The sequence below is a fragment of the Streptomyces sp. NPDC056600 genome (genome assembly GCF_042792855.1).
Taxonomy (GTDB): Bacteria; Actinomycetota; Actinomycetes; order Streptomycetales; family Streptomycetaceae; genus Streptomyces.
Genome location: NZ_JBHTVQ010000016.1, coordinates 72,915 through 86,119 on the forward strand (window position 1 = coordinate 72,915; position 13,205 = coordinate 86,119).

At 70.0% G+C, this 13,205-nt stretch carries 12 protein-coding genes; 6 read left to right on the top strand and 6 right to left on the bottom strand.

The window, feature by feature from the left end:
* Positions 1-229 precede the first annotated feature (229 nt).
* On the bottom strand, positions 230-1,504 hold the full coding sequence (locus ACFRAV_RS11190; protein WP_382553787.1) for an MDR family MFS transporter: 1,275 nt from the start codon (positions 1,502-1,504) through the stop codon (positions 230-232).
* Between the two features lie 129 nt (positions 1,505-1,633).
* On the opposite strand from ACFRAV_RS11190, the gene ACFRAV_RS11195 reads away from it, so the two are divergent.
* Positions 1,634-2,395 (top strand): phosphoglyceromutase, encoded by a 762-nt coding sequence (locus ACFRAV_RS11195; protein ID WP_382553790.1) that lies wholly within the window; start codon positions 1,634-1,636, stop codon positions 2,393-2,395.
* 80 nt (positions 2,396-2,475) lie between these two features.
* Here ACFRAV_RS11195 and ACFRAV_RS11200 read toward each other — a convergent pair whose 3' ends face one another.
* Positions 2,476-2,676 (bottom strand): ribosomal protein L7/L12, encoded by a 201-nt coding sequence (locus ACFRAV_RS11200; protein ID WP_382553792.1) that lies wholly within the window; start codon positions 2,674-2,676, stop codon positions 2,476-2,478.
* Between the two features lie 339 nt (positions 2,677-3,015).
* Here ACFRAV_RS11200 and ACFRAV_RS11205 point away from each other — a divergent pair, with 339 nt between their 5' ends.
* Positions 3,016-4,794, top strand: coding sequence for a DUF262 domain-containing protein (locus ACFRAV_RS11205; RefSeq protein WP_382553794.1), 1,779 nt, complete (start codon positions 3,016-3,018; stop codon positions 4,792-4,794).
* Between the two features lie 40 nt (positions 4,795-4,834).
* Here the strand turns inward: ACFRAV_RS11205 and ACFRAV_RS11210 are convergent, their stop codons facing one another.
* Positions 4,835-5,584 carry a transposase family protein gene (locus ACFRAV_RS11210; RefSeq protein ID WP_382553796.1) on the bottom strand — a complete coding sequence of 250 codons (750 nt, stop codon included), beginning with the start codon at positions 5,582-5,584 and terminating at the stop codon, positions 4,835-4,837.
* A 396-nt stretch (positions 5,585-5,980) separates the two neighbouring features.
* Between ACFRAV_RS11210 and ACFRAV_RS11215 the strand changes: the two genes are divergently transcribed.
* Entirely contained in the window at positions 5,981-7,477 is a 1,497-nt protein-coding gene (locus ACFRAV_RS11215; protein ID WP_382553797.1) for an FG-GAP-like repeat-containing protein, read from the top strand.
* A 163-nt stretch (positions 7,478-7,640) separates the two neighbouring features.
* On the opposite strand, the gene ACFRAV_RS11220 is transcribed toward ACFRAV_RS11215, so the two are convergent.
* Complete coding sequence (locus ACFRAV_RS11220) at positions 7,641-8,117, bottom strand: MarR family winged helix-turn-helix transcriptional regulator (RefSeq protein ID WP_382553799.1); 477 nt, start codon at positions 8,115-8,117, stop codon at positions 7,641-7,643.
* A gap of 107 nt (positions 8,118-8,224) precedes the next feature.
* Here ACFRAV_RS11220 and ACFRAV_RS11225 point away from each other — a divergent pair, with 107 nt between their 5' ends.
* From ACFRAV_RS11225 to ACFRAV_RS11235, 3 genes are all read left to right on the top strand, one after another.
* A complete protein-coding gene (locus ACFRAV_RS11225; RefSeq protein WP_382553802.1) occupies positions 8,225-8,599 on the top strand; it encodes a cupin domain-containing protein in 375 nt (124 codons plus the stop codon).
* A 340-nt stretch (positions 8,600-8,939) separates the two neighbouring features.
* Positions 8,940-10,139, top strand: coding sequence for an NlpC/P60 family protein (locus tag ACFRAV_RS11230; RefSeq protein WP_382553804.1), 1,200 nt, complete (start codon positions 8,940-8,942; stop codon positions 10,137-10,139).
* Positions 10,140-10,419: 280 nt separating this feature from the next.
* Positions 10,420-11,868 (top strand): PP2C family protein-serine/threonine phosphatase, encoded by a 1,449-nt coding sequence (locus tag ACFRAV_RS11235; protein ID WP_382553805.1) that lies wholly within the window; start codon positions 10,420-10,422, stop codon positions 11,866-11,868.
* A 131-nt stretch (positions 11,869-11,999) separates the two neighbouring features.
* Here the strand turns inward: ACFRAV_RS11235 and ACFRAV_RS11240 are convergent, their stop codons facing one another.
* On the bottom strand, positions 12,000-12,356 hold the full coding sequence (locus ACFRAV_RS11240) for a DUF2516 family protein (protein ID WP_351112907.1): 357 nt from the start codon (positions 12,354-12,356) through the stop codon (positions 12,000-12,002).
* Between the two features lie 181 nt (positions 12,357-12,537).
* Complete coding sequence (locus tag ACFRAV_RS11245) at positions 12,538-13,191, bottom strand: hypothetical protein (protein ID WP_382553807.1); 654 nt, start codon at positions 13,189-13,191, stop codon at positions 12,538-12,540.
* Between the last annotated feature and the right edge of the window lie 14 nt (positions 13,192-13,205).

Genomic DNA, 13,205 nt, shown 5'->3' on the forward strand with positions numbered 1-13,205 from the left:
GGCGGCCGCGGTGACCGCCCTCGGGCGGCTCCGGCACGTCCGCCCCGGGCAGGCGGCGCGGATCAGGCCGCCTCGGGCAGGCAGCGCGGGTCAGGCGGCCCCGGGCAGGCAGCACGGATCAGGCCACCCCGGCCAAGCGGCGCGGATCAGGCCACCCCGGCCAAGCGGCGCGGATCAGGCCACCCCGGCCAGGCGGCGCGGGTCAGGCCGCCCCGCCAGGCGGCGCGGGTCAGGCGGCCTCGGTCACCGGCTTCGGCAGGCCGCCGACCGGAACGGTGACCTCCGCCTCCGGCGGCAGGTTCCGCGTCAGCAGCACGTACCCGGCCGCCGCCACCGTGCCCAGCACCGCGCAGCCGCCCCACAGCCAGTTCGCGCCGTACCCGTCGATCACCACGCCCGCGGCCAGCGGGGCGACGAGTGCCGCCAGCGACCAGGACATCGTGTAGATCCCCTGGTACCGCCCGCGCCCCTCCACCGGCGAGAGCCGGACCACCAGGCTGGACTGCGTCGGCGCGTTCAGCATCTCGGCGAAGGTCCACACGCACACGGTGAGCACCAGCGTCCCCAGCGTCCCGGCGAAGGCGGTCAGCGCGAACCCGTAGCCCGCCAGCAGCGCGGCGACCGCCAGCAGCCGGCGCGGGTCGCGGTGCTGGATGAGCCGGGTGACCGGCAGCTGCGCGGCGACGATCAGCACGCCGTTGACCGCGATGGCCAGGCCGTACTCCGCCGGGCTGAACCCCTGCCTGCCCATCGCGACGGGCAGGCCCACGTACCCCTGCTGGAAGATCAGCGCGACCACGAACGACAGCCCGACGAGCGACATGAACCGCCCGTCGCGCAGCACCGTGCCGAGCCCCACCCGCGGCCCGCCGCCCTTGCCGTCGGCCGCCGCAGCGTCGAGGGAGGGATCGGGCCGCGACTCGGGCAGCTTCACGAACACCACCACGGCGCAGGCCAGCGTCATCATCGCCTCGACGAGGAAGCCCGCCCGGTAGCTGACCTGCGCGACGAACCCGGCGCCCGCCGCGGAGACGGCGAAGCCGAGGTTGATGGCCCAGTAGTTGAGCGAGTAGGCCCGCACCCGGTCCTCGGGCCGCACGATGTCCGCCATCATCGCCTGCACCGCCGGCCGCGAGGCGTTCGACGCCATGCCGACCAGGAACGCGACGGCCGCGATGCTCACCGGGTCGCTGACGAAGCCGAGCAGCGCCACCGACGCCGCCGTGGACAGCTGCGCGATCAGCATGGTGGACCGGCGGCCGAGGCGATCGGTCATCACCCCCGCGCCGACCGAGGAGATCACTCCGCCGAGCCCGTGCAGCGCGGCCACCAGACCCGTGTAGGAGGCGGAGTAACCGCGCTCCAGCGTCAGGTAGAGCGCCAGGAAGGTGGCCACGAAGGCGCCCAGGCGGTTGACCAGGGTGCTGACCCACAGCCACCAGAAGGCCGACGGGAGACCGGAGACGGTCTCCCTCAGGGCACGTCTCGGCGAGACGACGGACAAGGCGGCCTCCACAGGACTGCCGTAAGCGGCGCAGACGGACAGTGCATGTTACTTCCGCACGTCGGGCGGGAGCCACCGAATACTGGACGCCCGCGCGACCCCCGCCGCGCTCCGATTACGCTGGGTGCCATGGCCGACGCACCGTACAAGCTGATCCTCCTCCGCCACGGCGAGAGCGAGTGGAACGCCAAGAACCTGTTCACCGGCTGGGTGGACGTGGACCTGACCGACAAGGGCGAGAAGGAGGCGATCCGCGGCGGCGAGCTGATGAAGGACGCCGGGCTCCTCCCCGACGTCGTGCACACGTCCCTCCAGAAGCGTGCCATCCGCACCGCCCAGCTCTCCCTGACCTCCGCCGACCGGCACTGGATCCCCGTCCACCGCAGCTGGCGCCTGAACGAGCGCCACTACGGCGCCCTGCAGGGCAAGAACAAGGCGGAGATCCTCGAGCAGTTCGGCGAGGAGCAGTTCATGCAGTGGCGCCGCTCCTACGACACCCCGCCGCCGGTCCTCGAGGCCGACGCCGAGTGGTCGCAGTACGACGACGCCCGCTACGCGACGATCCCGCCGGAGCTGCGCCCGCAGACGGAGTGCCTGAAGGACGTCGTCCACCGGATGATGCCGTACTGGTACGACAGCATCGTCCCCGACCTGCTGACCGGCCGCACCGTCCTGGTCGCCGCCCACGGCAACTCGCTGCGCGCGCTGGTGAAGCACCTCGACGGCATCTCCGACGCCGACATCGCCGGCCTCAACATCCCCACCGGCATCCCCCTCGCCTACGAACTCGACGCCGAGTTCAAGCCCGTCGTCCCGCACGGCACCTACCTCGACCCGGATGCCGCCAAGGCCGCCATCGAGGCCGTGAAGAACCAGGGCAAGAAGAAGTAACCGGACGCGCGTAAGCCCCCTGCCTGCGGCTTTCCCGCAAGGCAGGGGGCTTTTCGCTGCCTCGGGGCGTCTCCGGGCCGTCAAGGCAGAGGAGCGTTGCGCTCTCCGGGCTCCGACTCCTGTCTCCACTCCACCCCGGCGCCGGCCCTCCGGAGCACGGCGACGGCGGGCCGGGCCCTGTGCGCGGACACCCCCTCAAGGAGGGTGACGGGCACTCGGCGTGCCAGCACCCGGCTGTGCCACAAACTCAGCCCGGTCACCTTTCGCACGGCTCGGATCACATCCGTCTCACGGGCCCGCAGTCGACGAGCACCACCTCGTGGGACGGGTCGTCACATCCCGCCCTCCTGCCTCGACGATCGGGAGCACATCCGCCTTCCAAGACGGCAGTCACAGCTATTCGTGTCCGTTAACGACTGTTAGGCACGGGGGTACAACGGCCCCCCCGGCTGCAGGGCTACTGGCGTCCCATGCCTCGCTCACAGGGGTCGGGCAACTGGACGCCGGAGACAGAGTGCACAAATTCCGACAATATCAAACATCCGTCACTTGCTTGATGCGCAATTAGGTAGGTGTAACACCCAACACGCCACCAAGCGTGATCAACAGGAGGTTCGCAAATGTCCATTACTCCCCGAGGCATGTCAATTCAAGAGGCATACAGCCTTTACAGAGGCGAGAAGCTTATCGTGAATCGGAACTACCAAAGAAAACTCGTCTGGGGAGTGGACGAGAAGGTCCATTTGATTGACAGCATCCTAAAGGGATTTCCGATCCCGCTGTTTCTTTTCGCTGAAACTGTGGACGGCGACTTCGAGATCATTGACGGCATGCAGAGACTGGACGCAATCTTTGGCTACATTGAACACAAGTATGCCATTCCGGCCGGCGAAGAAAAGCACTTCTTCGATCTTGCGGAATTCTCGCGAGCTCGGCAGTTTGCCGAGGCTGGCGCATTCGAAGCCGAACCGGGAGATCCTGCTCTCCTTCCAGCGCGCAAATGCGCCGACTTGCTCGACTATCAGCTCGCGGTAACCATCTTCGACTCGAAAGAGGACACGCAAGTCACCGAAGTGTTCCGGCGCATTAACTCAGGCGGCCGCCAACTCAGCGCCCAAGAAAAACGACAGGCAGGTGTCGTCAGCGACTTTGTTCGAATGGTAAGGAGACTCGCCTCCGACTTCAGATACGATGGCTCACCCGACGTACTTCCACTTACTAAGATGCCAGTTGTTTCAATCGATTCTGCACGCGAAAGACTAGGGTATGGAATTGCAGCAGAGGAGACCTTTTGGTGCAGTTTGGGGGTTCTGAATCCGCGCCAACTCCAGCAAAGTGAAGATGAACAACTTCTGGCAGATATTTGCATTTCAGTCGTGCGGGGTAACACCTTTAGCGTCAGTTCTGATGTGCTCGATAAATACTTTGACCCGACTACGCCTGAGAGCTACTCGCTCGCAATCGATCTAAACGCTTACGGCACCGAGACCCTGGCTAACGACGTCAAGGATGTACTCGGCGCCATGAAAACCATGGTCGAGTCCGAGCGACCGGGGGTCAGCGGAGCCTTCAGGTCGCACGTCAGCACTAGTAGCTTCACTTCCGCCAAAACGCCCTTCTATGCAATATTTATGGCGTTCTATGACCTCATGGTCAGGCAGCAGAAGCAACTCGCCGACCCCAAAGCGGCATTTGCCGCTATTCGAAAAGTATCTGCTAAACTGACCCCTAGTAGAAATACAACTACCGAGCAGCAACGCCAGGAGAACATCGATATTGTTCGTGGCCTCCTAGAGAAGCACTTCGCCAGGGCACCGCGACCAGCTCTCACTCACGGCCCCGCCATGGAGATTGAGTTTCCTAACATCATCAGACGAGCGCCAATAGAAAGTGCGCGTTACGAATTCAAGCAGGGAATAGCGTCGCTGTACGGTAGGCGCGAAATAAACCAAACATTTCTCGAAAAGCTGCCAAAAATCATCTCAGCCATCGCCAATGTCGGTCCCGAAGCGGATGGATACGTTGTATTCGGCGTAGCAGATACCGATAAGGATGCTGAACGAGTTGAACAGCTTGATTCCGTCGTTGCCCTTCGCATGGGACGTCAACTACTTGTTGGTGTAGACCGTGAATGCCGAGTTCTAGGGCTTCACCTTAGCGATTACACGCGTAAAATCTTGGGAGCCATTCAGGGTTCCGCCGTGAGCGAGCCGCTGAAGAGCGCTGTCTTGGCTAACGTGGATACCGTCACCTACTCCGGGCGGTCATACGTGATCATTAGGATTCCCGCGCAATCAGATCTTTCAAGCTTCGATGACGAATATTACGTCCGCGATGGCGAAGATCTGCGTAAAATGAAGACCAACGAGGCGCTTGCCGCGTCAAAGCGCTTCAAATGAGACGGACACGGATCGCCCGGAGGCGTGTCAATGAGTGTTTTCAGCGTTGCCTCTCCAGGGTGAGGACCGCGGCAGCGATGACCGTCATGCGGTTCGGGCTGCAGCGACTGCGGCGGAAGATCCGCCAGGACTTCAGTCGGGCGACGCCTCGTTCGACGGGAGCGCGGGCGTGGGCGAGTGCGCGGTTCAGCGTCCGTTCGGTTGGCGTGAGTTCTCTGTTGGGCGGGCGGCGGATGGCGGTGGTGACCCAGGAGCCGGCGCCGATGTAGGCGCGGTCGGCGACGATCGGGACGCCTTGGCGTTCGCAGATCCGGATGATGCGGTGGGTGCGGGCGGCGGTCAGGTCGTGGGCTCGGCCCGGCAGTGCCGGTGAGATCCACAGCAGCCGGCCTTCGGGGTCGGTGACGACCTGCACGTTCACGCCGTGGCGTCGATGCTTGTGGGAGTAGTCGGTGCGTCCGTCGCCCAGGCGGCCGCACTCGCTGAGGGTGCCGTCCAGGAGCACGTACTCGGGGTCGTGCTCGCGCAGGGGCTTGAGCAGTCCCGGCGCCCGGTCCGCGAGGAGTCGCACGACCGTGGTGGTGTAGGCGTGGGCCGTGCCGACGGATATGCCGAACCCTGCGGCGATCTGGGCGAGGGTGTCGTGCTTGCGCAGGTAGGCGAGAGCGACGAGGGCCCGCTGGTGCGGGCGGAGCTTGCAGCGTCGGTCACCCTCACGGGTGACGATGAGCATCGTGACCCACTCGACCAGCGCATGAGGCAGGTCGAGTGCGGCAGGATAGGGAACCAACAGGGCTCCTGGACCGGCAGGTTGAGACTTCGAACACCTCACCCAACGGCACGGGAGCCCTGTCCGTTGCGGTCACCGAGGCCATCACCCAATCGGTGGCCGCGCTGAAAACGCTCAATGCATGCCCCGAAATAGCGGTGAACCTCGGGGGCCTGGAAAGACACATTTGGCAGTTGTCCCGAGGCTCCGTGGTCTAGTCAGCCCTCAGTTTAGGATCCCGTGCAGGTCCAGGGCTCACCTATGGAGCTTGGCCGAAGAGTGCGGGGCGGTTGCGGTTCGGGGACAGCACCGTGACATTCAGGCGTACAACCGGGCGGGGCCCACCGGTGTCGGACTGGTTGAACGCGCGGCGCGTCTCGCGCCCCGCGTCGACCGACCGACCCGAAAGGCATCTCCATGTCTCGAGCACGAGGCGGCGCCCGTTCCACGCGACTGGGCGCTCCCCTTGCCGCCGCGGCGCTGCTGGCCGGCGGCCTGGGCGCTTGGTCGCTGACCACGGCGACGGCCCACGCCGCCCCCGCCCCCTCCGTGGGGGTCCAGGACGACTTCAACCGCGACGGCTACGCCGACCTCGTCGTCGGGGCGCCGAACGCGACCGTCTCCGGCGCGGCCCGCGCCGGCTACGTCGCGGTGATGTACGGGTCGTCCGCCGGCGTCGACACCGCGAAGAAGAAGATCGTGAGCCGCTCCACCAGCGGCGTCCCCGGCGCGGCCACCGCCGGCCAGCGCTTCGGCTCCACCTTCGCCAAGGGCGACCTGGACGGCGACGGCTTCGGCGACCTGATCATCGGCGGCGGTACCGCCGGGTCGGTGATCCTGTGGGGCTCGACCTCCGGGCTCACCGGCGGCACGGCGGTCGCCGGGTACGGGGCCGCCCCGCAGATCGGCGACTTCGACGGCGACCACAAGGCCGACCTGGCGCTGTTCTCCCAGCAGGAGGTCAGGGGCGACGACCCCGCGGGCGCCCCGGCGACCCTGTGGAAGGGCCCGGTCACCCGGGCCGGCGCCCCGGCGGCCGTGCTGCCGCTCCTCGACAAGTCGCTGTGGTGGGGGTACGGGGAGGAGGACATGTCCTGCAACCCCGCCGGCACCTGCGAGGACGGTCCCGCCTCGATCACCGGTCCGATCAGGACCGGCCAGGTCGGCGACGTCAACGGCGACGGCCGCGACGACATCGTCCAGTGGCGCTACACCGGTGACGGCACCTGGGGCAACCGCCTGCTGCTGGGTGGCGGCGCCACCGGCTTCAAGCGCGGCTGGGTGCCCGGCGACTCGGCCCAGAGCACCCCGGCCGGTACCGGCATCGGCGACATCAACGGCGACGGCTACGACGATGTCGTGGTCGGCGCCGAGGACTGGTCCGACAAGGTGCGGATCTCCTACGGCTCGGCCACCGGCCTCTCCGAGGCGAAGACCGTGCTCCTCGACCAGGACTCCCCCGGCATCCCCGGCGCCCAGGAGGAGGGCGACCTCTTCGGTTCCTCCGTCTCGGTCGCCGACATGACCGGTGACGGATACGGCGACATCGCGCTCGGCGTCGCGGGCGAGGACATCGGCACGATCGAGGACGCGGGCGCCGTCGTCCTGGTGCCCGGCAGCGCCGCGGGCGTCACCGGCGCGGGGGCCAAGGCCGTCAACCAGGACACCGCCGGGATCCCCGGCGTCGGCGAGGCCGGCGACATGTTCGGCGTCTCCACCGCGCTCCTGGACATGAACGGCAACGGCTACCGCGACCTCGCCGTCGGCACGACCGCCGAGAACAGCGAGAACGGCGCGGTCTGGCTGCTGCGTGGCGGCTCGGCCGGCCTGTCCACGAAGAACGCGTACGCGTTCGGCGCCAAGGACGTCGGCGCGGCCTACACCGACGCCTGGTTCGGCTTCTCCGTGCGCTAGCGGCGGGGGCCGCCGTCACCGACGTCGCCCTGACCGCCGTTGCGCACCGGCCCCCCGTCCGCCGATCCGGCGGGCGGGGGGCTTCGCGCTGCCCCGCGCAGGCGTCGGCCCCGCCCTGCGAGGGCCGGGTCACCTCGTGTGCAGCCCCGGGGCGGGGGTCAGCTCACCACAGGGGGCGCAGCGGCGGCGGGGAGTCGCCCGCCATGACGCGCACCAGGGCGGCGAGTTCGGCGCGCGGGAGCCGCAGGCCCGACTTCTGGAGCCGCGCGGCCAGTTCGGCCTCGAGTCCGTGCAGGGTCCGGCCCGCCACCGCGAGGTGCTCCTGCGCCCGGGCGGTGAGGACGACCAGCTTGCGGCGGCCGCCCGCGGGGTGCGGGCGGCGTTCGACGTAGCCGCGCTTCTCCAGGTCGTCGACGATCTGCCCGGCGGCCTGCTTGGTGACCCCGAGCGTCTCGGCGAGCTCGCTGCTGGTCGCGCCGGCACCGCGCAGCGCCTGGAAGACCAGGCCGTGCATCGGGCGCAGGTCGTCGTAGCCCGCGCCGTCGAGCCGGCTCACGAACTCGGTGAGGACCAGCTGGAACGCCATGCCGAGCAGGAAGGTGAGCTCGGTCCGCTCCAGCGGGTCGTGCGTGGTCTCCATCGATTCATCTTGACACAGGTATGTAAAGCTTCTTTACTCAAGGTGTGAGTAAAGGGGCTTTACATACGACGGCGTCCGTCGGACGCGCAGACACGAGGGGGTACTCCATGACGGTGATCGACGAGACCGAGCAGCGGACGACCAGGACGGGCGCGGGGGCGATGTTCGCGCTGGCGGCTCCGAGCCAGGGGAGCAAGGAGCTCAGCACCTGGCGGGTGGAGCTGGGCGAGGGGGCGGCGACGCCGGTGCACCTGATCGACCGCGAGCAGGTCTGGATGCCGCTGTCGGGCGAGTTCCAGGTGGAGATCGAGGGCGCCGTGGAGCGGGCGAAGGCCGGTCAGGCCGTGCTGCTGCCCGCCGGTTCGGTGCGGCAGGTCACGGCGGTGGGCGGACCGGCCCAGGCGCTGGTCGCCATGCCGGCCGGCGGCAGGGCGATGCTGCCCGGCGGCGAGGACAGGATCGTCCTGCCCTGGGCGGAGTGACGCCGCTTCACGTCCGGCCCGGGCCGCCGCCACGGCGGTCCCGGCCGGCGCCACCGCCCCTCGCCGCTCCCCCTGACGGAACGTCACCCGAACGGACCCGCACCCCGGGAACGATCGCTTCGCACTGTTCGTCACACCACCTGAGGGATCGTCACGCGCGTCCGCCCGAGAAGGGAAAGGCGGTCGCGACCGAGGGCGGCCGGGGGCCGGCCGAGGCGGCGGCCGGCATGTCCGACTCCGGCCGGCTCGGCACGACCTCTGTCGCTTTGCCCGTGCGGCATGGCAGCATCCCCCAGGGACGAGTGATGTTACCGACGGTAAGACAGGTGGGAGGCGACCCATGGCAGCAGGCAGAGGAAGAGGCGGACGCGGCCCGAGCCGCCGCGGGCTGATCGTCGCGGCCGTGGCGCTGGTCTGCGCGATCACCGCGGTGGGCGCGCCGGGCGTGGCATACGCGGGCACCCATGTGCCGGCCGCCGCGAGTGCGGCGAACGACCCCGCGCCCGTTCCCGCCAGCACCGCGCAACTCGAGGCGGTCCGCGAGCAGCTCGACGCCCTCTACCGCGAGGCGGCCCGCGCCACCGACGCGTACAACGCGGCCGAGGAGAAGGCGAAGGAGCAGTCCCGGGAGATCGCCGGGATCACCGACCAGATCTACGACGTCCAGCAGCGGCTGGACGACCTGCGTCAGCGGGCCGGGGCCGCCGCCCGCGCCCAGTACCGGGGAGCCGGGCTGCCCCCGGAGGCCCGGCTCTGGCTGAGCGACGACCCCGAGGACTTCCTCGACGGCGCCCGGCGCGTGCGGGAGGGCGAGAAGGCCGCCAAGGGCGTGCTCGCGGACCTCACGGAGACCAAGGAAGACCTCAAGAAGCTGGAGCGGGAAGCCTCCACGCGGTACGAGAAGCTCGAGAAGCAGCGCAAGGCCAAGGACAAGGCCCGCGAGAAGATCGAGAAGCAGGTGAAGCAGGCGGAGGAGCTCGAGTCCCGCCTGGAGAAGGAGGAGCGGGAGCGGCTCGCCGAGCTGGAGGCCGAGGCCGACCGCCGGTCCCAGGCCGCCTGGGTGGGCTCCGGCATCCTCGCCGGTCTCGACGACGCCACCTCCGACTCGGCCCGCCGTGCCATCGCCTACGCCTCCGGCCAGTTGGGCAAGCCGTACGTGTGGGGCGCCGAGGGCCCCGACTCCTTCGACTGCTCGGGCCTGACCTCGCAGGCGTGGGCCGCGGCCGGTTACGGCATCCCGCGGACCTCGCAGGAGCAGTGGCGGCGGCTGCACCGGGTGCCCGTCCAGCAGATGCGCCCGGGCGACCTGATCATCTACAACAGCGACGCCACCCACGTAGCCATGTACGTCGGCGACGGCCTGATGATCCACGCCCCGCGCCCCGGCCGTTCGGTGACCGTGGCCGGCGCGGGCACCATGCCGATCCTGGGCGTCGTGCGGCCCGACCCGAAGCAGCCGAGCACAGAGGCCGCACAGGCCGGAGGGCAGCGGAGCGGCGGGCAGAAGGGCGAAGGACAGAAAGACGGAAAGAAGGACTGACACACCGGAACACCCCCTTCCGGTGCGGGAGTAGCGGAGTGACGCATTCCACCTCTTCCCGCCTGCCGGCGGCCTCGGCGCGTGACGTTCGTCATCCCCGCCGAGGCCGCCGTCTCGTCCGAAAGCGCTCCTGAACGCGGCATTTGACGCTGCCGGACCCGGCTTCCCGCAGGCGGTCCGGCATTCCGTTGTGCCCTGGTGAGCCGCTAAGGTCCCCACTCGGCGGGCGTCGAACCCTCTCGGTCCCGCCACTTCGGGGGGAGGGAAGGAAACCGAACCCATGTCGATGCACATACCGCGTCCCCGGGCGGTACCGCCCGTGGAGAGCGATCCGGCGCCGGACTCAGGCGCCTGGGCGTACGGCGCTCCCGCCCAGGAGGCCCCGCGCCCCCTGGGGCCCGCCGGCGGCGCCCCCTCCGCGGCATCGGCGAACCCGTCGGCGGACGACCCGCACCCCACCGCCCCGAACCACGAGGAGCACACCTCGCCGGACAATCCCGCGTCCAGCGCCCCGGCGGCCGAGAAGGCCCCCGCCCCGGCGCAGCTGACGCTGCTGCTGATCGAGGCCGACCCGGGCGGCTCCGCCGTCGTGACCGAACTCCTCGGCTCCGACGGCAGGCCCGTGCGGGTCCGTACCGCCCGCAACCTCACCGAGGCGGAGCGGCTGCTGACCGACGACGTGAACTGCATCCTGCTCGACCTCGACCTCCCCGCCCCCGGCCGGACCGCCCCGTCGCAGGACGGCGCGGCCGAGGACGAGCTGGCCGTGCTCAAGCACGTGCTGCGAATCGCGCCCCGGCACGCGGTGCTGGCCCTCACCAGCTCGGGCGACGCCGAGCGGCGCGGACCCGAGGCGGTCCGTGTCGGCGCCCAGGACTACCTGGTCCGTGACGAGCTGGACGGGCGGCTGCTGCGCCGCGCGATCCGTTACGCGGTGGAGCGCAAGCGTTCCGACACGGCGGAGCGGCGGCTGACCGAGTCCCGGCTGCGGGCCCAGGAGAACGCCCGGCTGGAGCGGGGACTGCTGCCCACGCCCATCCTGGACGGCTCCCTGCTGCGGTTCGCGGCCCGCTACCGGCCGGGCCGCTCGCGCGCCCTGCTGGGCGGCGACTTCTACGACACGGTGCGCACCCCGGACGGGGCGGTGCACGTGATGATCGGCGACGTGGCCGGTCACGGTCCCGACGAGGCGGCGCTCGGCGTGGAGCTGCGCATCGCCTGGCGCGCCCTGACCCTGGCCGGACTCAGCGGCGACGACCTGCTGGCCACCCTGCAGAAGGTGCTGGAGCACGAGCGGCACAGCGAGGAGACCTTCGCGACCCTCTGCCAGGTGGACATCGCGCCGGACGGGCGCAGCGCCGGAGTGTGCCTGGCGGGTCACCCGCCGCCGCTGATCGCCCGCCCGGGCGAGGGCGCCCACCTGCTGCCCTACGAGGAGAACGGCCCGGCGCTCGGTCTGCTGACGGACGCGCGCTGGCCGCGCACCGAGATGTGGCTGGGCGACGCCTGGAGCCTGATGCTGTACACCGACGGCCTGATCGAGGGCCGGGACGGCGGCGGCCAGGGCGAGCGGCTGGGCGAGGACGGCATGGCGGACCTGGTCCGGCACCACCTGGCGGCCGGTCTGAGCGGCGAGATCCTGCTGCGCGAGACGCTGGCGGAGGTCCGCTCGCTCAACGGCGGCGAGCTCACCGACGACGTGGCCGTCCTGCTCCTCGAGCGCGGCTGAGGGTCCGCGGACGCGCCCTGCACCCGGCACCCGGGTGCGCCGCCCACCGGGTGGACCACCGACCGACGACGCCCACGACGCCGGGCCGGCGTCGTGGGCGTGCGTGTGGGGCGGGCGGCGGACGGCGGGGGTCAGCGGCCGCCGTTGTACGGGCCGTAGGGGCCGTCGCTGCTGGAGCCGCCCCGGGTGCGGTTGCGCCCGCCGCCCGGGAGGTTCCGCAGGGCGGGACGCACGTCGACCATGTACACGATCGTCGCGATCAGGCCGATGATCGGCAGGAACGACAGGATCGGGAAGATCAGGTTCACCACGAAGGCGAGTCCGAGGATGATCAGCCAGAACGGCTTGGTCTTCTTGTCGGCGGCCCGGTAGCCGTCCTCGCGGCGGATCGCCGCGTCCACCAGCGCGAACCCGCTGAACACGATCAGCGCCAGGTTCAGCAGATACATCAGGTTGCTGAAGCCCTGCATCAGCACAACGTCCACCACCAGTCTCAGGTCGCCCGGGCCCGGAAGCGGGTCCTGGGGGAGGTCCTGTCAGCCACGGTACTCGTCTCCCGCCCGTGGCTCCCTACGGCTGTCCGTGGACCCTTACCCGGCGGGCGGGCCGGGCACCCCGGGGGCGCCCGGCCTTACCGCGCACGGCCGAGGCGCCGGCCGCGTGGGACGCTCACTCGGCGGGCGGCGTGGACTTCTTCGCCGTGCGCCGGGCGGGGGCCTTCCTGGCCGGGGCGGCCTTCTTCCCGGCGGACTCCGCGGCGCCGGCCTCACCGGCCTCCGCGTCGGTCTTCGCCTGCGCCGGCTCGTCCTGCGGGACGGCGGAGGCGGGCGGCTGCGCCACCGGGGTCTCGGCGGACGCCGGCTTGGAGGCCCGCGGCTCGACCGCCGCGGCGGCGTCGACGATGCCGTCCGCCGCCTCGCCGCGCCAGACGCGGACCGCCTGCTCGCCGTGCTCGGCGACCCGCTCGTAGGTCTCGCGGGCCTTGACCGCGTACTCCAGCGCCCGGCCCACGCCGCGCAGGGCCAGGCCCTGCGCGGTCTCGCCGAGCTTCTTCAGGTCGGGCTCCAGACCGGACACGACCTCGGTGACCTTGGCCTGGACGACCGTGGTGGTCTCCTTCACCCGGGCCACGGCCTTCTCCTTCACGGCCTCGGGGTCGGTGGCCTTGACCGCCTCGATCCGGCCCGGGGCCTCCGCCCGGATCTGCTCGACCAGGGCGGGCACCTTCCGGGCCTGCCGCAGGGCCAGGTCGGCGGTGCCGGCGGCGAAGTAGAGGGGCGTCGGGTCGCTGAGGGTCTTGCGCAGGTCGTCGGTGATGGCCATGACGATGGTCCTTC

Coding starts and splice junctions, on each gene's coding strand:
- ACFRAV_RS11195 (WP_382553790.1), top strand. CDS start 1,634: ATGGCCGACGCACCGTACAAGCTGATCCTCCTCCGCCACGGCGAGAGC.
- ACFRAV_RS11205 (WP_382553794.1), top strand. CDS start 3,016: ATGTCCATTACTCCCCGAGGCATGTCAATTCAAGAGGCATACAGCCTT.
- ACFRAV_RS11215 (WP_382553797.1), top strand. CDS start 5,981: ATGTCTCGAGCACGAGGCGGCGCCCGTTCCACGCGACTGGGCGCTCCC.
- ACFRAV_RS11220 (WP_382553799.1), bottom strand. CDS start 8,117: ATGGAGACCACGCACGACCCGCTGGAGCGGACCGAGCTCACCTTCCTG.
- ACFRAV_RS11225 (WP_382553802.1), top strand. CDS start 8,225: ATGACGGTGATCGACGAGACCGAGCAGCGGACGACCAGGACGGGCGCG.
- ACFRAV_RS11230 (WP_382553804.1), top strand. CDS start 8,940: ATGGCAGCAGGCAGAGGAAGAGGCGGACGCGGCCCGAGCCGCCGCGGG.
- ACFRAV_RS11235 (WP_382553805.1), top strand. CDS start 10,420: ATGTCGATGCACATACCGCGTCCCCGGGCGGTACCGCCCGTGGAGAGC.
- ACFRAV_RS11245 (WP_382553807.1), bottom strand. CDS start 13,191: ATGGCCATCACCGACGACCTGCGCAAGACCCTCAGCGACCCGACGCCC.